Genomic DNA, 21,133 nt, shown 5'->3' with positions numbered 1-21,133 from the left:
GTGATGGCAGGGTGGTTGACGTCAGCAGATCCGGTCGATCCGAGTGGAAGAGGAAGAGCATGACGAAGGCACTGATGGTCGTGTCCGGCGCCGACGCGCTGGTGCTGGCGGACGGCACGAGCCACCCGACCGGCTTCTGGGCGGAGGAGGTCGTCGAGTCGTTGCGCGTGCTGCGGGAGGCGGGCGTCGAGGTGGCCGTCGCCACGCCCGGCGGCGTGCGGCCGACCGTGGACGCGGCGAGCCTGGAGGGCAACGACTTCGGCGCGGCCGTGGACGCGATCGCCGACGAGCTGGCCTCGCCGCTGGTGCTGGCGGACGTGGACGCGGCGGACTTCGACGCGGTGTACCTGCCCGGCGGGCACGGTCCGATGGCGGACCTGGCGGTCGACGGGGCCCTGGGGCGGCTGCTGGTGCGGTTCGAGGCCGAGGGCAAGGTCGTCGCGGCCCTGTGCCACGGTCCGGCCGGGCTGCTCAGCGCGGTGCGCGAGGACGGCGCGTTCGCGTTCGCGGGCCGCGAGCTGACCGTGTTCACCGACGAGGAGGAGCGCCAGGGAGGCCTCGACGTGCCCTACTCCGTCGAGGCGCGGCTGCGCGACCTCGGCGCGCGGGTGGCGGCGGGCCCGGCGTGGAGCAGCACCGTGGTCGTCGACGGGAACCTGGTCACCGGCCAGAACCCGCAGTCCAGTGTGGACACCGCGAGGCAGGTGGCCGGACTGCTGGCCCGGCGCGGCTGACCGGCGTTCCTACAGCTCGATCTCGTGGTGCCTGCTCGCCAGCGTGGACGCCAGGTCGGCCAGCTTCACGTTGAGGCTCTGCGACGTCGTGCGCAGCACGTCGAACGCCTCGTCGGCGGTGATCCCCCTGCGGTGCATCAGGATCCCCTTGGCCTGGCCGATCACGTCGCGCGTGTCGATCGCCTTGCGGAGCTGGGCCACGTCCAGGTCGGCGTTCGTGCGGGCGTTCGTGGCGGCCAGGGCCAGCGAGGCGTGGGTGGCGAGCAGCAGCGCGGTGGTGCGGTCCTCCGGCCGGAAGCCGTGGGTCTTGCGGGAGTACAGGTTCAGCGCTCCCGTGAGCTGCGGCGGCCGGGCCTCGGGCAGCAGGGCCGTGGACAGCAGCGACCCCATGCCCCGCGCGGCCGCGGCGGGACCGAACCTCGGCCAGTTCGGGTCGTTGGCCAGGTCGTCGCTGCAGGCGAGCGCGGGGCCGGGCATCCGGGCGGCGTCCACGCAGGGCCCCTCCCCGGTCGCGTACTGCACCTGGTCGAGCTCGTAGCCGATCGAGTCGGTCTCGGTGGGCGTGTGGAACGTGCCGTCGGGGTCGCGCATCGTCACGCTGGCCACGTCGACGGCGGGGATGGCCCTGGTGCACGCCACCAGGATCCGGTCGAGCACCTCGCCGAGCGTCTCGGCGTCCAGCAGCGACCGGGTCAGGGCGGTGAACTGCTCCACCAGCGGGCTGCTGGACGGGGAGTCGTCGGCGACCGGGGTCGGGTGCTGTTCGGCGACCCGGCGGGCGTCCTCGACGAAGCGGTCCTTGTCGCCCGCCCAGTCCTGTTCGTCGGCCATCTGCCGGGCCCTCCTCGTCGGATCGCACAGACCGGTCGGGCCCGGCGCGCACCAGCACCGCGTCGAGCCCGACCGACCGGGGCGTCGATGGCGCTGTCTGTTCAACGCGCGACCACCCGCGTCGGAAACCGGGGCGGTCACCCGCCTCCGGAGATTGTCACGCCTGGCCGGATCTGGCCACCGGGATGCCGGTCGTGGGGCGGTGGAGGTCGTCCAGCGCGGCGGTGAGGCTCGGCCGGATGGTCAGCCGCGCGTCCACACCGGTCACCTGGAGCGGGCGCAGCACGACGTGCCGGTGGGCCACGACGACGAACCGGATGCCGCGCAGCTCGGCGCGCTGGGCGGCCTCCAGGACGATGGCGATGCCGTTGGACCCGAAGAACTCGACACCGGACAGGTCGAGCACCAGGGCGGCGGGCTTGGCGTCGACCGCCGCGAGCGCCTTGGCCCTGGTGGTCTGCGCGGTGGTGGCGTCGATCTCACCGGTGAGCGCGAGCACCGACACGTCGTCGGGCAGGAGCGCGGTGGAGGTGGGAGTGGTCGGCGAGGCCTGCTTGGGCATGGGAAGTCCTCTCCACGAAGCAGAGAGAGACCAGCCGAGCTAGCTGTTGAACCCGAACCAATCTCGAACGCGCGAACGATGGTTCGCCTCGATAACGATACGAGGATCTGAAGGGGACGGCAACCCGGGAGCGTTCCCCACCCGTTCGGCGCGTCCCGGTCCGGCGGTTACGATGAGCGTCGCCGGTTGAGACACCAGCCGCGCGGACCGCAGTCGCCCACCGCGACGCGCATCCCGCGTGGATCGTGTCGCCGTCGCCACGGGAGTCGTCGAACAGTGACGGACCACCAGGACTCGTCTGCCCGGCGGCTGTTCGCCGGGCCGGGCGACACCCTCGCGAGACACCGGGCGCTCGACTGGTCGGCCACCCCCCTCGGCCCCGTCGACACCTGGTCGGTGGAGCTGCGCTCGGCGATCCGCACGGTCCTGCCCTCGCGCATCCCGATGCTGCTGTGGTGGGGGCCCCGGATGATCCAGATCTTCAACGAGGCCTACACACCGGTGCTGGGCGGCAAGTACCCCGAGGCCGTCGGCCAGCCGGGCGCGGAGTGCTGGCCGGAGGTGTGGGAGGAACTGGGGCCGATGGCGGAGTCCGCGCTGGCGGGCGGCGTCACGCACCTGGAGAACCACCTGCTGTACATGCGCAGGCACGGCTACCTGGAGGAGACGTACTGGACGTTCTCCTACAGCCCGGTGCACGCCGAGGACGGCTCGGTCGCGGGGATCTTCGTGGCGACGTCCGACGTGACGGCCCGCGTGCTCGGCGACCGCCGCCTGGAGGTGCTGCGGCGGCTCGGCACCGTGTCGGTCGCCGACGCCGCCACGGCGGCGGACGCCTGCCGGGCCGTGGTCGACGTGCTGGCGGGCAGCCCGCAGGACCTGCCGTTCGCCGAGATCCACCTGGGCGGCGCCGCCGGGCTCGTGCTCGTGGCGTCCTACGGCGACGCCGACGGCGTGGACGGCGAGGTGGTCGGGCGGGTCGCCGCGACGGGGAGCGCCGAGCGGACCGGAGCGGTGGCCGTCGTCCCGCTGCGCGGGGTCGGCGGGGTCCTCGGGGTCGTGGTGCTCGGGCTGAGCCGGTACCGCGAGTACGACCACGCCTACGCGACGTTCGTCGACCTGGTGGCCGCGCGGGTGGGCACCGCGCTGGGTGACGCCGTGGCCTACGGGGCCGAGCGCGACCGGGCGCGGGCGCTGGTCGACCTGGACGCCGCCAAGAGCCGGTTCTTCCAGAACGTCAGCCACGAGTTCCGCACGCCCCTGACGCTGCTGCTGGCGCCGCTGCGGAGCCTGCTGGACGACCACGCCGACGCGCTGCCCGAGGCCCAGCGGGAGGCGATGGCGGCGGCCCACCGCGCCGCGCAGCGGCTGCGGCTGCTGGTGGACGCCCTGCTCGACGTGGCCAGGTCGGAGTCCGGCAGGCTGCGCGCCCAGCCGGAGCCGACCGACGTCGCCGCGCTGACCGCCGAGTGCGCGGGCATGTTCACCTCGGTGGCCGACAACGCGGGCCTGCGGCTCGTGGTGGACCTCGACCCGGTGGGCGTGGTCGCGCTCGACCAGGAGATGTGGGCCCGCGTGGTGCTGAACCTGCTGTCGAACGCACTGAAGTTCACCCCGGAGGGCTCGATCACGCTGGCGCTGCGCACCACGGGGACCGACCTCGTCCTGAGCGTCACCGACACCGGTGTCGGCATCCCGGTGAGCGAGCAGGAGCGGGTCTTCGAGCGGTTCCACCAGGTCGAGGGGATCACCGGCCGCAGCCGGGAGGGCACCGGCATCGGGCTCTCGCTGGTCGCGGACCTGTCCGCGGCGATGGGCGGCACCACCACCGTCGAGAGCGCGCCGGGGGTCGGCAGCACGTTCACCGTCACGGTTCCGCTGCGCCCGTCCGAGACCGGTTCCGGGCGCACCAGCCCCGCGGTGGCCGAGCTGGGCGCCGCGTTCGCGGGCGAGGCCCGGCAGTGGGACTCGTCCGCGGTGTCCACACCGGACGACTCGGGCAGCCGCGTCCTGCTGGTGGAGGACAACGCGGACATGCGCGACCACCTGGTGCGGCTGCTCGCCGGGCAGCAGTGGTCGGTCGACGCGGTCGGCGACGCGGACTCCGCCCTCCGGCAGGCCCGCGACAAGCGGCCCCACCTGGTGCTCAGCGACGTGATGCTGCCCGGCCGCGACGGCCTGTCGCTGCTGGCCGACCTGCGCGCGGACCCGGACCTCGCCCGCGTCCCGGTCGTGCTGCTGACCGCCCGCGCGGGCTCGGAGTCCACGGTGGAGGGATTGCGGCTCGGCGCGGACGACTACGTGGTGAAGCCGTTCGACCCGGTCGAGCTGGTCGCGCGCGTCCGCGTGCACCTGGAGCTGTCGCAGCTGCGCGAGGCGCTGATCGTCGCCGGGGAGCACCGGGTGAGCACCCTGCGCCGAGCGCTCGACACGCGCGACACGATCAGCCAGGCCGTGGGCATCACGATGGCGTTGAACCGGTGCGACGCCGCCACCGCGTTCGACCGGCTCGCGGCGACGTCGAAGAACCGCAACGTGAAGGTGCGCGACCTCGCGGTGGAGGTCGTGGAGCGGTTCACCACCGGCATCTCCTGACGGCCCGACACCGATCTGTCCGGTCGTGTCGCTTCTTGTCCGGTTGTGTCGATGACACGTAACAGGTCTGGACCATACGCTGAGTGCTCCGCTGCCACGTCGAGGAGGACGAGCCGAGGAGAGTCTGGCGTGAAGGCAACAACAGTCCGGTGGGCGGTCACCGCGGTGGCAGCGCTGTCCGCGGCACTCATCAGCTCCCCGGTGTCGGCGCAGCCGGCCCCGGCACCCGACCCGGTCCAGGCCAGGATGCTCGCGCAGCAACCGCTGATCGCGGCGGCGGACATCGTCAAGGCGGAGGCCGAGGACGTCACCGGCTTCGCGGGCCTCGTGCTGGAGGACTCGCACGTCGAGCTGTGGTGGAAGGGCGACGTGCCCGACTCCGTGGCCGCGGTGGTGAAGCGGGCGTCCGAGGTGGCGCCGGTGCGCGTCTCCCCCGCCGCGCACACCAACGCCGAGCTGCGGGAGGCGGCGAAGACCGTCGAGGCGAGCCGGGGGCCCGGGTCGCCGGTGCACGCGGTCAAGATCCCCGCCGACGGCAGCGGACTGGTGCTCGGCACCTACCCGTGGAGCGACGCGGGGGCGTTCACCTCCGCGCTCGACCCGGGCGTTCCGGTGTCCGTGGTCCGCGAGGAGCCGCTGCGGCCGGTGTCGCGGCGCAACGACGGCCCGCCGTGGAAGGGCGGCGCGACCATCGTGCTCGGCAACGCCGCCTGCACCTCCGGTTTCGCGGTCCGCAACGGCAACAACGACCGGTTCCTGCTCACCGCGGCGCACTGCGGCAACCCCGGCCAGCGGGTGACCGACCCGACGGGCGAGTACATCGGCACCGTGAGCGTCGAGCACTCCGACCACGACATCATGCTGATCCCCACCGGCAACGTGACGAGCCAGCTGTACGTGGGCGGCGGCGACAGCAACTCGGTCGAGGCCGTGCGCGGCTGGGGTGACGTCTACACCAACGAGATCCTGTGCCAGTCCGGTGTCACGAGCGCCGGGGCGACCGGCGGCGCCGTGTGCAACATCAAGGTCCTGTTCTTCTACTCCGACCGCGAGGACCTGGTGGAGGGCGAGCAGCTCAACGGCCAGCCCGCCGCGCGGCCCGGTGACAGCGGCGGCCCGGTCTACGGCCCGTCGTCCGCGGGCGGCGTGATCGCGAAGGGCACGGTGACGCGCACGGCGGGAGCCCGCATCGGGTTCCAGGACTTCCGCACGGCGAACCGCGACTTCGGCGTGTACATGCCGTAGCCGCACCGGGACCGGGGGATCCGCGCGCCGAGCGGTTCCCCCGGTCCGGGGAGCGACCTCCCCCGAACCGCTCCGCCGGGCTTGCGCTCGTCCCTACAGTGGTTCGCGCGATCTTGTCCCGCGCCACCGACCACCGAGGACGCCGACCATGCGCGTTGCCCGCACCACGAGCAGGGTCGCCGCGACGGCCGCCGCCGCGCTCCTGCTCGTCGCCGCCCCACCCGCGCTCACGGTGGCCGAGTCGGCGCCGACGAACGCCGTGCCGCCGCCGGTGGACCGCGACCTGCTGCCGGTGTCCGTGACGCCGAGGGCCGACCTCACCTACGCGCAGTCCAAGCCCTGCAAGGCTTCCGCCGCCGAGGACCAGACGCTCACGGCCAAGCCGCACGCCCAGCTCGTGCTGCGCCTCGACGACGCGCACCGGTTCGCCACCGGCAAGGGCGTGAAGATCGCGATCATCGACACCGGCGTCCGCCCGCACGCGCGGCTCGGCGACCGCGTGGAGGCGGGTGGCGACTTCGTCGTGACCTCCGACCGGGGCCTCGTCGACTGCGACGGCCACGGCACCGAGGTGGCGGGCGTCGCGGCGGCGAGCCGCGACCCGCGGACCGGGTTCGTCGGCGCCGCACCGGACGCCACGATCCTGTCCATCCGCCAGACGAGCGGCTTCTACGAGGCCGAGAACCCCGGCCCCGACGGCCGCACGACCCCCGGCGGGGTCCTCACGCTGGCCCAGTCCATCGTGCACGCCGTCGACCGCGGCGCCGACGTCATCAACATCTCGCTCACCTCGTGCACCAGGCCGAAGAGCCCCGGCCCCGGCGAACGCGCGGTGCAGGCCGCGATCGACTGGGCCGTCAACACCAAGGACGTCGTGGTCGTCGCCGCGGCGGGCAACCTGGGCCCCGAGGGCAAGGGGTGCGCCGCGCAGAACGACAACCCCGACGCCGAGGACGTCCAGGTCGTCGCGTCCCCGCCGTGGTACCGCGACGACGTGCTGTCCGTGGCGTCGGTGGACCGCCAGGGCAGGCCGTCGACGTTCAGCGTGTGGGGCCCGTGGGTGAGCATCGCCGCGCCCGGCGAGGAGATCACGACCGTGGACGCGCAGGGCGAGGGCCTCACCGACGTCTCCATCGCCGAGGACGGCAAGGAGGGGGCCATCCAGGGCACCAGCTTCGCCGCGCCCTACGTCGCGGGCGTCGCCGCGCTGGTGCGGGAACGCCACCCCGAGCTGACCGCGCGCCAGGTGGTGCGGCGCCTCACGTCCACCGCGCAGCACCCCGGCAACCAGGACGGCCGCGACCGCAAGGTCGGCGCGGGCGTGGTCGACCCGATCGCGGCGCTCACGGCCGAGCTGCCGCTGGAACGACCGGGCGCCCAGCTCCCCGAACTGCCGCCGCTGGTGACCGACCTCGGCAGCCGCGAGGCCCCGGACCGGACCCCGCTGGTGGTCGCGCTGGCCGGGAGCGGCACGGCCGCGGGTCTGCTGCTGCTGGCCCTGTTCGTCGTGCGCACGACCCGCCGACCCCGCTCGCCCCGAGGCTGACCGGGCCCTGAACCCCGGCCCGCTTCCGCACCGCGCAGACCCGCGCGCCCCGAAACCAACCGAACCCGACCCGCTTCCCCACCGCACCACCAGGCAAGCCCTTACCGCGAGCCGCCGTGCCCAGGCTTCCGGCGGCCCGCCGCCCGAACCGGGCAGCCGCACCCGGCCCCAAGAAGGTCTAGACAAGTCATCCCTTACATCGTGACTTGATTAAAGACATGCAGTAACGTCGCCCGCAGCCGCCGCCCGAGCGAAGGGAAGTGTCGATGAGGACACGAGCACTCGCGTTCGCTGGCTCGTGGGTCCCCCCGCCCTCCTGAGGGGTTCGCCGACTCAGCACCACCCGACCGGTTCCGCGGCACGACCGCGCGGACCGGCGCTCGCCGACCCCGTGCGACGCAGCCACCCTGCCGCGCCCCGCACGACCCCCGCCCCACCCGAACCGCGCTTCGCGAACCCACCGCGTCGCGCGGGGCTCCTATCCTGAAAGCGAGCCGTCCATGCAGTCATCCACGTCCAGGAGCCGTCTCCGGAAGCGCCTCGGCGCCGTCGGCGTCGCACTGGCCACCCTCGCGACCGGCATCACGGTCGCGGTCGTCGGCAGCACGGCCGCCGAGGCCACGGTCCTGCCGAACGGCTTCCGCAGCGTCGGCTACATGCCGTCCTGGTCGGGCAACGTCAACGCCATCCAGTACTCCAAGCTGACGCACATCAACTACTCGTTCGCCCTGCCGAACTCCAACGGCTCGCTCCAGGCCATCCCCGACCCCGGCAAGCTCCAGTCGCTGGTGAGCCAGGGCCACGCCAACGGCGTGAAGGTCTCGCTCGCGATCGGCGGCTGGAACGACGGCAACGACTCGGCCTTCGAGGCGCTGGCGGGCAACGCGGGCAGCCGCACGACGTTCGTCAACGCGGTCATGGGCGCCATCAACCAGTACAACCTGGACGGCGTCGACATCGACTGGGAGTACCCGGACCCCGGCCAGTCGGGCAACAACTACACCGCGCTGATGCAGCAGCTCAGCAGCGCGCTGCACGCGCAGGGCAAGCTGCTCACCGCGGCGGTGGTGTCGGAGGGCGGCACCGCGAACGGCGTCCAGCCCGCGGTCTTCAGCGCCGTCGACTGGCTCAACATCATGGCGTACGACGGCGGCAGCCCCCACGCCAACTACGACTGGTCGATCGCGTCGGTCAACTTCTGGAAGAACCGCGGCCTGCCCGCCAACAAGGCGGTGCTCGGCGTCCCGTTCTACAGCAGGCCGACCTACCTCACCTACGCCGACCTGGTGTCGCGCGACCCGGCCAACGCCAACCGCGACTGCACCACCATCAGCGGCGTGCAGCAGTGCTACAACGGCATCCCGACGATCAAGCGCAAGACCCAGTGGGCCATGGCCAACGCGGGCGGCATCATGAACTGGGAGCTGTCCCAGGACACGACCGGCTCCACCTCGCTGGTCAGCGCCATCTACGACACGGTCACCGGCGGCACCACCCCGCCCGTCGGCGGCAAGACCGGCCCCATCACCGGCATCGCGTCCAAGTGCGTCGACGTGGCGGCGGCGAACAGCGCGAACGGCACCGCGGTCCAGCTCTACACCTGCAACGGCAGCACCGCGCAGAGCTGGACGGTCGGCACGGACACCACGATCCGCGCACTGGGCAAGTGCCTCGACGTGACGAGCGCGGGCACCGCCAACGGCACGCCGATCCAGCTGTGGGACTGCAACGGCACCGGGTCGCAGAGCTGGCAGGCCCAGTCGAACGGCACCCTGCGCAACCCCGCGTCGGGCCGCTGCCTCGACGTGACGGGCAACAGCTCGGCGGACGGCGCCCGGCTCCAGATCTGGGACTGCTTCGGCGGCGCGAACCAGGTGTGGCGGCTCCCCGCCTGATCCGATCCCGCGGAACGCCCGGCCGCTCGCGCCGCGGCCGGGCGTTCCGCATTCACGAACGGCGTCCGGTCGGTCCGTTCCGGACATCAACACCGGGGCAGCTCGACCAGCGGTTCCTCCCTGTTCGCGGACCCCGCCGGACGCCTCGACCGGCCCCACCGCCGCCGGTCAGATCCCGTCGGCGAGTTCGGCCAGCCTGTTCCCGACGGCCTCGGGGTCGATCCCCGTGTCGTTGGTCAGCACCGTCACGGACAGGCCGGACGACGGCCGGATGCTGTTGGCGCTGCGGAACCCCGTGACCAGCCCTCCGTGGTAGTAGGTGAGGCCGGGCCCGCTGTCGTGGACCTCGATGCCGTACCCGTACCCCACCGGCGTGCCCGGCACCTGCGCGCGCGGCACCACCATCGACGCCAGCGACCCGGCGTTCAGCACGGCGGGCGTCCCGGTGAGCAGGAAGGCGTTCCACCGCGCCAGGTCGCCCGTGCTGGACACCACGCCGCCCGCCGCGTAGTACAGCGACGGGTGGTCCTCGCCGGGTGTCGTCCAGTCCGTGTACCCCTTGGCGCGCGGGGCGGCGCCGCCGTCGTAGCGGGTGTCGCGCATCCCGAGCGCGTCGAACAGCTGCCGCCGCAGGAACGTCCCGTAGTCCATCCCGGACAGTCGTTCGACCAGCAGCCCGAGGACGACGTACCCGGAGTTGCTGTACCTCCACTGCGTCCCCGGCTCGAAGTCGAGCGGTTTGCCCGCCACGTAGGAGATCAGCTCCGCCGGGGCCACCTCGCGGTTCTGGAACCGGGCCGCCTCCTCCTCGGGGGCGGAGGTGTAGTTGTAGAGCCCGGACGTGTGCAGCAGCAGCTGCTCGACGGTGATCGGCGCCCACTCGGCGGGGCAGCCCTGGAGGTAGGCGCAGACCGGTTCGGTGACGCGCAGCTTGCCCTGCTCCTGCAACCGCAGCACGGCGACGGCCGTGAACTGCTTGGTGATCGACCCGACCTCGAACCGGGTGTCCGGCGTGATCGGCGCGCCCGACTCGACGTCGGCGGGCCCGTAGCCCTTGCGCAGCAGCACGTCCGTGCCCCGCCGCACCTCGACGGCGCCGCGGAACTGCTGCTGCCCCACGAGCCCGGTCAGGTAGTCGTCGAGCGGTCCGCCGTCCGGCGTCGGCGGGACGGACACGGCGGACGGCACCGACGGCGGCGTGGACGACGGGGCGGCCGGGGCCGAGGACGACGCGGGTGGGGGCGGCGTGGACGACGGGGCCGGGGCCGGGGCGGTGGTGCACGCCACCGCGAGACCGGCGACGCACAGCACCGCACCCACCACCGCACGCACCGAGCCGACCACGGCCACCCCCTTCACGAGGTGACTCTACGTCGTCAACCTGCGACGTTGCGCTCGGACTCCTCGACGGCCGGGCTGAACGGCAGCACGCGGGCCCCCGGCTCGGGAGCGGTCGCCGCGAGCCGGGCCAGCAGCGCCGGGGTGACGCCCCGGTAGGCGGCCGGGTCGACCGGGTTGAGCCAGTGCGACGCCCGGACGCGCGCCGTGACGTCCAGGTCGAGGTCGCCGAGCACCTCGTCCACGTTGTGCATCGAGAACGGGATGATCTTCGTGCCGCGGCAGTGGTGGCCGTCCGTGGCGGCGTCCATGAACGCCAACTGCTCCACGACCGCACCGCGCATCGCGCCCGCCTCCGGCAGCGGGACGGCGCCCGCGATGTCGGCGGCGATCCAGACGGCGGCCATCTCGGCGTTCAACGGGCTGAAGAACGAGGAGTTGTAGCCGTTGAAGTACAGGCCGGGCACGCCCAGCGGCAGGATCTGCCGGTACAGCATGAAGTTGCCGCGCTCGTCGAACAGCTCCCGCCGCACGTCCTCGGCCAGGAACGGCACCCCCTGGGTGAACCCGGTGGCGCACACGACCAGGTCGGCGGGCAGCTGGACGCCGTCGCTCAGCTCGGCGAACGGCTTCCCGTCCCGCGCGAGGAGGCGGGTGACCGTGCGGTCGCGGCGCACGGTGATGCGGCCCTCGGCGACGCCCTCGAAGAAGCCCTCGGTCGCGAGGCCGATGGCGCCGCGGACGATGTCCTCCATGGTCCCGGCGGGCACCAGGTCCAGCCGCTCGAGCCCGAACTGGCGGACCGACACCGAGCCGACGGAGTTGAGCATGGCGCGCCGCAGGCCGTTGCCCGGCCCGTGCAGGAACTTCTCGACGCCGCGCGGCCGCAGGTAGCGGAACAGCGCCTCGCCCATCCTGGTGAGCAGCAGCATCTTGAAGTTCAGCACGCCCGCGATCCTGCGCGGCACCTTCCACAGCAGTTGGCGGGCGATCACGTCCGTGCTGGCGGCGACCTCGCTGACCGGCACGGTCACGTCGCACGCCGACTTGCCGTAGCCGACGACCAGCACGTGCCTGTCCCGCGCCTCCTCGGCGTCGTGGAACTCCGTGCCCGCGAGCAGCCTCCCGCCCGCGGCGGTGAACTCCTCGACACCGGGGTAGGCCGGGACCATCGGCTCGCAGAACACGCCGTTGGCGACGACCAGCCGGTCGAACACCTCGGTGCCGACGGTGGTCGCCACGGTCCACCGGCCGTCGACGTCGCGCCTGGCGCTGGTGACCTCGGTCCCGAGCCGCAGCACGCGGTCGACCCCGTACCGGGCCGCGTAGGCCGCGAAGTACTCCTGGACCTGCTTCCCGTCCGGCCACTCGGGGTAGTCCTCCGGCATCGGGAAGTCCGACAGCGAGTACTGGGCCTTGGAGCTCTGGGTCGTCACGCCGGGGTAGCGGCGGGTCGCGCTCCACACGCCGCCGACGTCGGGCGCCTTGTCGAACACGGCCAGGTCGTGACCGGCCTGGAGCAGGACCTTGGCGGTGGCGAGGCCCGCGACGCCCGCACCGATGACGGCGATCCGCATGGCTACTCGGCCTCCGACGGGATCTGGAGCTCGATGCCGAAGTCCGCCATGATCGACTTCATCAGGGTCATGTCCTTGGGACCGGGCGGCATGTCCGCGAGCGCCTGGTAGTACCGCTCCAGCCCGGCGGGCGACACGACGGAGACCACCCGCGCCTCCTCGGCGTAGGGGTTGCGGAACGCGTGCACCACGTCGCGCGGCAGGAACAGGAAGTCGCCGTGCCCGATGGTGAACTCCTCGCCGCCGAGGGACACGTCCATCTTGCCCGCCAGGCAGATGAACGACTCGTCCTCGCGGGTGTGCAGGTGCGGAGGAGGACCGTTGGTCTCCGGCGGGACCGCGTACTCGAACATCGAGTAGGCGTCCCGCGTGGACTTCCCGTCCGCCTTGACCGTGATGCCGAGCCCGATCGCCGCGATGGCGCGGCCTTCGCGAGAGGGGAGCATGTAGCCGCCGCCCAGGGTCACCGGAGTCTCCTTCGTGGTGGTCGGAGTGTCAGCGGTCACAGCCTGGGGGTGACCACGGCGATCCACCAAACCCCAGTCCCGCTCACCGGGACTCTTTCCTCACCGGCGGGTGGCGTACGCCCGTGACGCGGCGGCGGCCGCCAGCCGTACAGCGGGCCCGATGCGGTCCGCGCGCACGAGCGCCGTGGGGCCGGTGACCGACAGGGCGGCCACGACGTCGCCGAGCGGACCGAAGACCGGGGCGGCCACGCAGTTCACCCCGATGTTGCCCTCCTCGCGGTCGACGGCCCAGCCCCGGTCCGGGATGGCGGCCAGCTCGCGCAGGACGGCGACCTCGCTGGTGAGCGTGCGGGGTGTGCGCGCGACCATCCCGGCGGCGAGCACCTCCGCGACCACGGCGGGGTCGGAGTAGGCCAGGATCGCCCGGCCCAGGCCGGAGCAGTGGGCCGGGATCGTGCCGCCGACCTGCGACAGCATCGGCATCGGCTGGTGACCGGTGATCTTCTCCACGACCAGCACCTGCGCCCCCTTGAGCACGCCGAGCTGCACGGTGGTCCTGGTCGCGTTGTACAGGTCCTGGAGGAACGGCAGCACGGACTCGCGCAGCTCGTGCCGGATCGGCGCCAGGCCGGACAGCTCGAACAGCCGGTTGCCGATCCGGTACCGGTCCTTCGGCTTGTCCAGCCACCCGAGCCTGATCATCCGGTCGGCGGTGCGGTGGGTGGTGGAGCGCGGCAGCCCGCAGCGGGTGACCAGCGCGGCGAGGGTCAGCTCCCGGTGCTCGGCGTCGAACGCGCCCAGGATGGCGGCGGCGCGGTCCAGCCCGCCCATCCCCTCAGAACTTCCGTCCCGCTCAGCGGGACTCACCGTTGGCTCCCCGAGTTCACACGGGTCAGGCTAACCCCGTCGCGACGATCTCCCCAGGAGGAAGCCATCAGCACTCGGACCGCACTCGTGGGCGGCGGTGCCGCGGGCATCGGCCACGCCACGGCGGAGCACCTGGCCCGCGCGGGCCACCAGGTCGTCATCACCGGGCGTCGGGAGGACGTGCTCCAGGACGCCGCGGCCCGGCTGCGGGACCGCACCGGCGCCACCGTGCTCGCGCTCGTGAACGACGTGTCCGCACCGGGTGCCGCGCACGCCGCGCTGACGGAGGTCGTGGACCGCTTCGGCTCGCTCGACGTCCTCGTGCTCAACGCGGGCGGCCCACCACCGGGCCGGATCCTGGACGTCGGCGACGAGCAGTGGCGGGAGGCGTTCGACCTGCTCCTGCTCGGCCCGCTGCGGCTGGCCGGGTTGGCGCTGCCCGGCATGGCCGAACGCGGCTTCGGCCGGGTGGTGTTCGTGACGTCCTCGGCCGTGCGGCAGCCGCAGCCCGACCTGGCGACGTCGGTCGTGCTGCGCTCCGGCGTGACCGCGGCGGCGAAGCTGCTGTCGCGGGAGTTCGCGGCCGAGGGCGTGACGGTGAACTGCGTGGCCCCCGGCGCCACCGCGACCGAGCGCCGCGCCCAGGTGCTCGGCGAGCGCGCCGCGGCGGCGGGCCGCGACCTCGCCGACGTCGCCGCCGAGGACGCCGCGCACGTCCCGACGGGCCGGGCGGGCGAACCGGAGGAGGTCGGTGCCGCCGTGGCGTTCCTGGCGTCCGACGCGGCGAGCTACGTGAACGGGACCGTCCTGGCGGTCGACGGTGGACGAACGGAGACGATCTGATGGCCCAGTCCGGACCGGACTTCAGCATGGCCGAGTTCCTCGGCGCCATAGCCGACACCGTGCGGCCGAGCGCGCTGCGGCCGGTGGTCGTGCGCGCCGCGGAACTGGAGACCCTGCCCGCCGCGCAGGTCCACAACCCCACGACGCTGTCCATCGCGGGGAAGCTGCCGACCGCGACGTTCGAGATCTTCCGGCAGACGATCCCGCCGGGCCTCACGTCGGACATGCAGCGCCACCACCACGAGACGGTGCACTACGTCATCTCCGGCGACGGCCACAGCGAGGTCGAGGACGAGACCGAGAGCTGGTCCACCGGCGACTTCGTCTACACGCCGCCGTGGACGTGGCACCGGCACCACAACGACTCGACCGAGCACCCGGTCGAGTTCCTGACCATCGAGAACTCCCGGCTGCTCACCGCACTCGGCGTCGGACGGCGGCAGAGCGCGGGCCTGGCGACCCTCGCGGAGGCCCGCGCCCGCTTCACGGAGGAGACCTCATGAGCGCCCTGCCCGAGCACATCAGCGTCTGGGGGGAGCTGGCCGACGTCGACCACCAGCTCCGCCACGTGGACGTCGACGGCGTCCGCACCAGGGTGTTGCAGGCCGGGGAGGGGCCGGACCTGGTCCTGCTGCACGGCACCGGCGGCCACCTGGAGGCCTACGCCCGCGACATCGCGGGGCTGGCGGCGGACTTCCGCGTCACCGCCTACGACATGGTCGGCCACGGCTGGTCGGACCTGCCGGACCTCCCGTACACGATCGACGTCCTGTCGGCGCACCTGCTGGGGCTGATGGACGCGCTCGGCATCGGGTCCGCGCACCTGTCCGGCGAGTCGCTGGGCGGCTGGGTCGTGGCGTGGACCGCCGCCCACCACCCCGAGCGGGTCGACCGGCTCGTGCTGAACACGCCGGGCAACATCGCGAACAAGCCCGAGGTCATGGCCAGGATGCGGGACAGCACCAGGGCCGCGGTGCGGGACCCGAGCGACGAGACCGTGCGCCGCCGCGTCGAGTTCCTGTTCCACCACAAGGAGATGGTGACCGACGAACTGGTGAACCTGCGGCGCGCGGTGTACAGCCGCCCCGGCTTCACCCAGGCGATCGAGAACACGCTCGTGCTCCAGGACCCGGTGGTGCGCGAGGACTTCGCCTGGGACCCGTCGTGGGTCGGGAAGGTCACCGCGCCGACGCTGCTGCTGTGGACCGAGCACGACCCCACCGGCGGGCTCGACGAGGCGGACGTGCTGCTGGGGTGGCTGCCCGACGCGCGGCTGCACGTGATCGCCGACGCCGGGCACTGGCCGCAGTGGGAGAAGCCCGCCGAGTACCTGCGCGCGCACCACGACTTCCTCGTCCTCGCCGTGGACCCCTCATGAGCGAGATCATCGGTTTCGTGGGCATGTCCCACTCCCCCTTCGCGACCATGACGCCGCCGAGCGACCCGTCGCAGCCCGGCGGCGCGTTCCTCGCGGGCACCGAGCGCGTGGCGCGGACCGTGGCGGAGCTGGCCCCCGACGCGATCGTCGTCATCGGCCCCGACCACTTCCACGCCAACTTCTACGACGTCATGCCGCCGTTCGTGCTCGGCGTGGAGGAGGCGATCGGGTTCGGCGACTTCGACAGCCGCTCCGGCCCGCTGCCGGTGGCCCCGCAGCTCGCGTGGTCGATCCGCGACGGGCTCGCGGCCGACGGGTTCGACCTGTCGCTGTCGTACTCGCTCACCGTCGACCACGGCGTGGTGCAGTCCTACGAGATGGTGTCCGGCGGTGCGCCGATCCCGCTGGTGCCGCTGGTGGTCAACACCGCGGCACCGCCGCTGCCCAGCATGGAGCGCTGCGTGCGCCTCGGTGTGGCGCTCGGCGACGCGATCCGCTCGTCGGCGTTCGCCGGGCGGGTGCTGGTCGTCGCCAGCGGCGGGCTGTCGCACTGGCTGCCGTCCAACGACCCGCGCGAGGTCGACGGGGAGCGGCGCGAGTCGGTCATCCACGGCCGCAAGGACGTCCGCGCGTTCGCCGCCGCGCGCGAGCCGCGGGTGCGGGCGATGGGCGGCGACCCGAACGCCAGGGTCAACGCGGAGTGGGACGACTGGTTCCTCACGCAGCTCTCGGCGGCGGACACCGCGCCGATCGCGGCGCTCGGCGACGCGGCGCTGGAGGACAGCGCGGGCAGCGGCGGGCACGAGGTCCGGGCGTGGTTGATCGGCCAGGCCGCCGTCGGGGAACCGCTGCGGTGGACCAGTTACGAGCCCGTCCCGGAGTGGATCACCGGCATGGGCATCGGCACGAGCTTCGAGGTGCGCTGACATGACGACGACCGAGGCGTACCTCCGACTGGCGTCCGCGCGAGCGGGTCGCCGCCCCTGTCCCCCGATCCGCGACCTGCTGCCCGTGGGCGACGTGGACGCCGCCTACCGGGTGCAGTCCACGTGGCTCTCCGAGCGGATCGCGGCGGGTTCGTCGGTCGTGGGCCGCAAGATCGGCCTGACCAACCCCGTCGTGCGCGAGCAGCTCGGCGTGGACCAGCCCGACTTCGGCTTCCTGCTGGACGACATGGTGTGCCCCGAGGGCCTGCCCGTCGACATCACCCGCACGCTCCAGCCGAAGATCGAGGCGGAGATCGCCTTCGTGCTGGCCCACGACCTCACCGAGGACGAGATCGGCCCCGCCGAGGTCGCCGCCGCGACCGACCACGTGGTCGCCGCGCTGGAGGTCGTGGACAGCCGGATCGAGGGCTGGGACATCGGCATCCTCGACACCGTCGCCGACAACGCCTCCTCCGGCCTGTTCGTGCTCGGCTCCGGCCCCGTCCCCCTGGACGGCCTGGACCTGGCCGCGTGCACCATGACCATGAGCCGCGACGACGAGGTCGTGTCCACGGGCACGGGCGCGGACTGCCTGGGCGACCCCCTGCTGGCCGTGGCGTGGCTGGCCGCGACCGCACGCGACCGGGGCCGTCCCCTGCGCCGGGGCGAGGTCGTGCTGTCCGGCGCGCTGGGCCCGATGGTGCCGGTCATCCCCGGCGACCGCTTCCGCGCGGAGATCAGCGGCCTCGGCGACGTGGCGGCCCTGTTCACCGGGGGCCGGTCGTGAAGGTCGCCGTGATCGGGTCGGGCAACATCGGCACCGACCTGATGATCAAGGTGCTGCGCGTGGGGCAACGCCTGGAGATGGGCGCGCTGGTGGGCATCGACCCGGAGTCCGACGGGCTGGCCAGAGCAGACCGCCTGGGTGTGCCCACCACCTCCGGCGGCGTGGAGGGCCTCGTGGCCATGCCGGGCTTCGAGGACGTCCGCATCGTCTTCGACGCCACCTCGGCCAAGGCGCACGAGGCCAACGCCCGAGCACTGGCACCGCACGACATCAGGCTGATCGACCTCACCCCGGCGGCACTGGGCCCGTTCGTCGTCCCCGCCGTGAACCTCGACCACCACCTGGACGCCCGCGACCTCAACATGGTCACCTGCGGCGGCCAGGCCACCATCCCCGTCGTGGCGGCGGTGGGCAGCACGACCCACGTGCCCTACGCGGAGATCGTCGCCTCCATCGCCTCCAGGTCCGCGGGCCCCGGCACCAGGGCCAACATCGACGAGTTCACCGAGACCACGGCCGCCGCCATCGAATCGGTCGGCGGCGCGCGGCGCGGCAAGGCGGTGATCGTCCTCAACCCGGCCGAACCACCACTCGTCATGCGCGACACCGTGTTCTGCCTGGTGGAAGACCCGGACGACCGCGCCATCACCCACGCGGTGGAACGCATGGTCGAGGACGTGGCCACCTACGTCCCCGGCTACCGCCTCAAGCGCCCGGTCCAGATCACCCCCCTGGACGGCCCCGTGCACACCCTCGTGGGAGACAGCGCGGTCACCCACAGGGTCAGCGTGTTCCTGGAGGTCGAGGGGGCGGCCCACCACCTCCCCGCCTACGCGGGCAACCTCGACATCATGACCTCGGCGGCCCTCCGCGTCGGCGAGCGGATCGCGGAGACCACCACATGACCAGGAGCCTGTACGTCCAGGACGTCACCCTGCGAGACGGCATGCACGCCACCAAGCACCACCTCAGCCCCGCCACGGCGGCGAAGGTGGCCGCGGCCCTCGACGCGGCAGGCGTGGACGCCATCGAGGTGGCCCACGGCGACGGCCTCTCCGGCGGCAGCCTCGTCTACGGCCCTGGCAGCAACACCGACTGGGAGTGGATCGAAGCCGTAGCCGGCGCCGTCACCCGAGCACGCATCACCACGCTGCTGCTACCGGGGATCGGCACGGTGGCCGACCTGGAACGAGCCCACGACATGGGCGTCACCTCGATCAGGATCGCCACCCACTGCACCGAAGCGGACGTCTCGGCACAGCACATCGAGACCGCACGAGAACTGGGCATGGACGTCTCCGGCTTCCTCATGATGTCCCACAGGGCATCGCCGGAAGAACTGGCAGAACAAGCCAAACTCATGGAGTCCTACGGCGCGCACTGCGTCTACGTGACGGACTCGGCGGGCAGGCTGACAGTGAACGACGTACGGGAAAGAATCCGCGCCTACCGCACAAAACTAGCCCCGACAACAGAAATCGGCATCCACGCCCACGAAAACCTCTCCCTCTCGGTAGCCAACTCACTGGCAGCAGCGGAAGAGGGCGCCACCAGGGTAGACGCCTCACTGGCGGGCCACGGCGCAGGCGCGGGCAACTGCCCACTGGAACCCTTCATCGCCGTGGCGACCCTGGAGGGCTGGCACCACAACTGCGACCTCTTCGCCCTGCAAGACGCAGCGGAAACCCTGGTCCGCCCACTACAGGACCGCCCGGTGAGAGTGGACGGAGACACCCTGACCCTGGGCTACGCAGGCGTCTACTCCAGCTTCCTAAGACACGCGGAAACAGCAGCAAAAACCCACAACGCAGAAGTAAGACAACTACTGATAAAAGCAGGCGAACAAGGCCTGGTAGGCGGCCAAGAAGACCTACTGCAAGACATAGCCCTAAGTATGACAAAACCCAACCACAGCAAACAGGAAGACACGGCTTTCCCTAAACCAGTGGCCGATTTTACTCGGGGGATTTGACCCTTACCCCGGTAGATCGGGCAGGTTGACACCACCTGCCCTTTAGCCCGATCACAGGGTCAAATCGAGGGGTCCCCGAGTCACATCGGCCACCACCGCTGGGACTCGCGGCCACCCGACCCGACGGACTTGCAGCTACCGGATCCGACGGACTTGCAGCCACCCGACCCCACGGGCCCAACAGCAACCCGACCCCGACACGATCAGCAGCCACCCGATCCCGACACGACCTCAACTACCCGATCCGACGCCACCACCGACCACCGGAACCAGCAACAACCCGCCCCACCGAGCCCCTGACCCGAACCACCCCCACCACCAAGAACACCGCACAACCCCCCACCCCCGTCCCCACCAACAACCCCTCCCCGCCCCCACCGGCCAACACCACCGCAGCCACCCCGCTGGCCACGGCAAACCCCACAGCCCCACAGGAGTAGAGAACGGAGAACGCCACCGACCACTCCTCGACCGGCAGGGCCTCCGCGACGCTCACACCGCGAGCGGTGCTGGCGGCAGCCTGGAAGAACCCGGCAACGCCCACCAGCACCACCGTGGCGACGACGGACCCCACCACCCCCACCCCGACGACCACGCCCCCGAACAACGAAGCCAGCACCAGCGTGTGCCCCAGCACCGACCCGCGCCACCGCCGAACCCCGTACACGAAACTGCCCACCACGCTGAAGACGGCCAGCAACGACAACGCCACCCCGGCCCACCCGGCAGCCCCACCACGCCCCTCCACCACACCGGGCAACGTCACCTCGACCACGGCCTGCAAAGCCATCACCACGACGGCCACCACCACCGAGGGCCACACGACCCGCAGGACCCGCACGCCCACCGCCCCACCGGCCCCAGCCGCAGACCCACCCAGCGACTCGGGCAACCGCCCCGCCACACCCACCACCGCGACCAGCCCGGCGGCAACGGCCAGCAGCGCCACGTCGGGCTCCCCCAGCACCACCGCCCCGGCGGCCAACGCGGGCCCGGCGATCTGACACACCTGGTTCACGATCACGTCGAGCGCCATCGCGCTCTCCCGCTCGCCGAGGGCCGAGGAGACCAGCACCGTCCGCAGTCCGCCGAACGTCCCGCTGGCCACTCCCCCACCGACGGCGGCGAGCACGACGGCCCCCAACGGCACCCCGCCCCGCAGCGCCACCACGACCCCCACCAACGCGACCGCCTCCACCACGGCCACCCGACGCAGCTCCGCCCGCAGCGGGCAGCGCTGGAACCGGGCCCCCATCCACGGCGCTGCGACGGCTTCCCCGACCGCGTAGGCCCCCACGACCACGGCGCCCCACGCGTAGGACCCCGTGTGCGCCTCGGCGATGAACACGACGGCCAGCGGAACGGTGCACACCGCGAGCCGGGTGGCGACCGTCGCCACCATCCACCACCACGTCGACGACCGCGAGAGCAACACCCGGTACCCGCCCACCAGCACCTCCGCCGAGCGCACGCTGGACCACCCGCCCCGGAGGATCCCGTCATGGCGACCACCGCGCCAGGGCACGACGTCTTCACCCCTGATCGGCGAGGTCGACGACCACTCGCCTGC

The 21,133-nt window shown here is 72.5% G+C and carries 19 protein-coding genes; 12 read left to right on the top strand and 7 right to left on the bottom strand.

Annotation, left to right across the window (positions count from 1 at the left end; translation table 11 throughout):
• Window positions 1-59: 59 nt before the first annotated feature.
• Complete coding sequence (locus VFZ92_RS40500) at window positions 60-734, top strand: type 1 glutamine amidotransferase domain-containing protein (protein ID WP_330883150.1); 675 nt, start codon at window positions 60-62, stop codon at window positions 732-734.
• 9 nt (window positions 735-743) lie between these two features.
• On the opposite strand, the gene VFZ92_RS40495 is transcribed toward VFZ92_RS40500, so the two are convergent.
• Both VFZ92_RS40495 and VFZ92_RS40490 read right to left on the bottom strand, forming a co-directional pair.
• A complete protein-coding gene (locus tag VFZ92_RS40495; RefSeq protein WP_330883148.1) occupies window positions 744-1,565 on the bottom strand; it encodes a GAF and ANTAR domain-containing protein in 822 nt (273 codons plus the stop codon).
• A gap of 157 nt (window positions 1,566-1,722) precedes the next feature.
• The gene (locus VFZ92_RS40490; protein WP_330883146.1) at window positions 1,723-2,127 is read right to left on the bottom strand and encodes an STAS domain-containing protein; all 405 of its coding nucleotides are present in this window, start codon (window positions 2,125-2,127) and stop codon (window positions 1,723-1,725) included.
• A gap of 276 nt (window positions 2,128-2,403) precedes the next feature.
• Here VFZ92_RS40490 and VFZ92_RS40485 point away from each other — a divergent pair, with 276 nt between their 5' ends.
• The 4 genes from VFZ92_RS40485 (at window position 2,404) to VFZ92_RS40470 (ending at window position 9,408) form a co-directional block, all read left to right on the top strand.
• Window positions 2,404-4,722 carry an ATP-binding protein gene (locus VFZ92_RS40485; protein ID WP_330883144.1) on the top strand — a complete coding sequence of 773 codons (2,319 nt, stop codon included), beginning with the start codon at window positions 2,404-2,406 and terminating at the stop codon, window positions 4,720-4,722.
• A gap of 129 nt (window positions 4,723-4,851) precedes the next feature.
• Window positions 4,852-5,967: a hypothetical protein gene (locus VFZ92_RS40480; protein ID WP_330883142.1), complete on the top strand. Its 1,116-nt coding sequence runs from the start codon at window positions 4,852-4,854 to the stop codon at window positions 5,965-5,967.
• A gap of 148 nt (window positions 5,968-6,115) precedes the next feature.
• Window positions 6,116-7,513, top strand: a complete 1,398-nt coding sequence (gene mycP, locus VFZ92_RS40475; RefSeq protein ID WP_330883140.1) for a type VII secretion-associated serine protease mycosin — start codon at window positions 6,116-6,118, stop codon at window positions 7,511-7,513.
• 500 nt (window positions 7,514-8,013) lie between these two features.
• Entirely contained in the window at window positions 8,014-9,408 is a 1,395-nt protein-coding gene (locus tag VFZ92_RS40470; protein WP_330883138.1) for a glycosyl hydrolase family 18 protein, read from the top strand.
• Between the two features lie 168 nt (window positions 9,409-9,576).
• Here the strand turns inward: VFZ92_RS40470 and VFZ92_RS40465 are convergent, their stop codons facing one another.
• The 4 genes from VFZ92_RS40465 to VFZ92_RS40450 form a co-directional block, all read right to left on the bottom strand.
• Window positions 9,577-10,767, bottom strand: a complete 1,191-nt coding sequence (locus VFZ92_RS40465; protein ID WP_330883136.1) for a serine hydrolase domain-containing protein — start codon at window positions 10,765-10,767, stop codon at window positions 9,577-9,579.
• Between the two features lie 17 nt (window positions 10,768-10,784).
• A complete protein-coding gene (locus VFZ92_RS40460) occupies window positions 10,785-12,323 on the bottom strand; it encodes an NAD(P)/FAD-dependent oxidoreductase (protein ID WP_330883133.1) in 1,539 nt (512 codons plus the stop codon).
• A gap of 2 nt (window positions 12,324-12,325) precedes the next feature.
• On the bottom strand, window positions 12,326-12,790 hold the full coding sequence (locus VFZ92_RS40455; RefSeq protein WP_330883130.1) for a cupin domain-containing protein: 465 nt from the start codon (window positions 12,788-12,790) through the stop codon (window positions 12,326-12,328).
• A 99-nt stretch (window positions 12,791-12,889) separates the two neighbouring features.
• Window positions 12,890-13,657, bottom strand: a complete 768-nt coding sequence (locus tag VFZ92_RS40450; protein WP_330883128.1) for an IclR family transcriptional regulator — start codon at window positions 13,655-13,657, stop codon at window positions 12,890-12,892.
• Window positions 13,658-13,723: 66 nt separating this feature from the next.
• Here VFZ92_RS40450 and VFZ92_RS40445 point away from each other — a divergent pair, with 66 nt between their 5' ends.
• The 7 genes from VFZ92_RS40445 to dmpG are packed head-to-tail and all read left to right on the top strand — an operon-like array spanning window position 13,724 to window position 19,563.
• Complete coding sequence (locus VFZ92_RS40445; RefSeq protein ID WP_422664579.1) at window positions 13,724-14,500, top strand: SDR family oxidoreductase; 777 nt, start codon at window positions 13,724-13,726, stop codon at window positions 14,498-14,500.
• The gene (locus VFZ92_RS40440) at window positions 14,500-15,003 is read left to right on the top strand and encodes a cupin domain-containing protein (protein WP_330883124.1); all 504 of its coding nucleotides are present in this window, start codon (window positions 14,500-14,502) and stop codon (window positions 15,001-15,003) included. Before VFZ92_RS40445 ends, VFZ92_RS40440 begins: the two co-directional genes overlap by 1 nt.
• A complete protein-coding gene (locus tag VFZ92_RS40435; RefSeq protein ID WP_330883122.1) occupies window positions 15,000-15,878 on the top strand; it encodes an alpha/beta fold hydrolase in 879 nt (292 codons plus the stop codon). The genes VFZ92_RS40440 and VFZ92_RS40435 overlap by 4 nt, the downstream gene beginning before the upstream one ends.
• Window positions 15,875-16,804: a 2,3-dihydroxyphenylpropionate 1,2-dioxygenase gene (locus tag VFZ92_RS40430; protein WP_330883120.1), complete on the top strand. Its 930-nt coding sequence runs from the start codon at window positions 15,875-15,877 to the stop codon at window positions 16,802-16,804. Before VFZ92_RS40435 ends, VFZ92_RS40430 begins: the two co-directional genes overlap by 4 nt.
• A gap of 1 nt (window position 16,805) precedes the next feature.
• Window positions 16,806-17,591 (top strand): 2-keto-4-pentenoate hydratase, encoded by a 786-nt coding sequence (locus VFZ92_RS40425; protein ID WP_330883118.1) that lies wholly within the window; start codon window positions 16,806-16,808, stop codon window positions 17,589-17,591.
• On the top strand, window positions 17,588-18,496 hold the full coding sequence (locus VFZ92_RS40420; protein ID WP_330883116.1) for an acetaldehyde dehydrogenase (acetylating): 909 nt from the start codon (window positions 17,588-17,590) through the stop codon (window positions 18,494-18,496). The genes VFZ92_RS40425 and VFZ92_RS40420 overlap by 4 nt, the downstream gene beginning before the upstream one ends.
• A complete protein-coding gene (dmpG, locus tag VFZ92_RS40415; protein ID WP_330883114.1) occupies window positions 18,493-19,563 on the top strand; it encodes a 4-hydroxy-2-oxovalerate aldolase in 1,071 nt (356 codons plus the stop codon). Before VFZ92_RS40420 ends, dmpG begins: the two co-directional genes overlap by 4 nt.
• A 235-nt stretch (window positions 19,564-19,798) precedes the next feature.
• Here the strand turns inward: dmpG and VFZ92_RS40410 are convergent, their stop codons facing one another.
• Window positions 19,799-21,034: a hypothetical protein gene (locus VFZ92_RS40410; protein ID WP_330883110.1), complete on the bottom strand. Its 1,236-nt coding sequence runs from the start codon at window positions 21,032-21,034 to the stop codon at window positions 19,799-19,801.
• Between the last annotated feature and the right edge of the window lie 99 nt (window positions 21,035-21,133).

This window comes from Umezawaea sp., assembly GCF_036375055.1.
GTDB lineage: Bacteria > Actinomycetota > Actinomycetes > Mycobacteriales > Pseudonocardiaceae > Umezawaea.
Note: the sequence above shows the minus strand (reverse complement) of the source record. Positions and strands in the feature narration are given on the sequence as shown.

Excerpts from the sequence above, each read along its gene's own strand:
- VFZ92_RS40500 (WP_330883150.1), top strand. The coding sequence starts at position 60 with ATGACGAAGGCACTGATGGTCGTGTCCGGCGCCGACGCGCTGGTGCTG.
- VFZ92_RS40495 (WP_330883148.1), bottom strand. The coding sequence starts at position 1,565 with ATGGCCGACGAACAGGACTGGGCGGGCGACAAGGACCGCTTCGTCGAG.
- VFZ92_RS40490 (WP_330883146.1), bottom strand. The coding sequence starts at position 2,127 with ATGCCCAAGCAGGCCTCGCCGACCACTCCCACCTCCACCGCGCTCCTG.
- mycP (WP_330883140.1), top strand. The coding sequence starts at position 6,116 with ATGCGCGTTGCCCGCACCACGAGCAGGGTCGCCGCGACGGCCGCCGCC.
- VFZ92_RS40470 (WP_330883138.1), top strand. The coding sequence starts at position 8,014 with ATGCAGTCATCCACGTCCAGGAGCCGTCTCCGGAAGCGCCTCGGCGCC.
- VFZ92_RS40460 (WP_330883133.1), bottom strand. The coding sequence starts at position 12,323 with ATGCGGATCGCCGTCATCGGTGCGGGCGTCGCGGGCCTCGCCACCGCC.
- VFZ92_RS40440 (WP_330883124.1), top strand. The coding sequence starts at position 14,500 with ATGGCCCAGTCCGGACCGGACTTCAGCATGGCCGAGTTCCTCGGCGCC.
- VFZ92_RS40435 (WP_330883122.1), top strand. The coding sequence starts at position 15,000 with ATGAGCGCCCTGCCCGAGCACATCAGCGTCTGGGGGGAGCTGGCCGAC.
- VFZ92_RS40430 (WP_330883120.1), top strand. The coding sequence starts at position 15,875 with ATGAGCGAGATCATCGGTTTCGTGGGCATGTCCCACTCCCCCTTCGCG.
- VFZ92_RS40425 (WP_330883118.1), top strand. The coding sequence starts at position 16,806 with ATGACGACGACCGAGGCGTACCTCCGACTGGCGTCCGCGCGAGCGGGT.
- dmpG (WP_330883114.1), top strand. The coding sequence starts at position 18,493 with ATGACCAGGAGCCTGTACGTCCAGGACGTCACCCTGCGAGACGGCATG.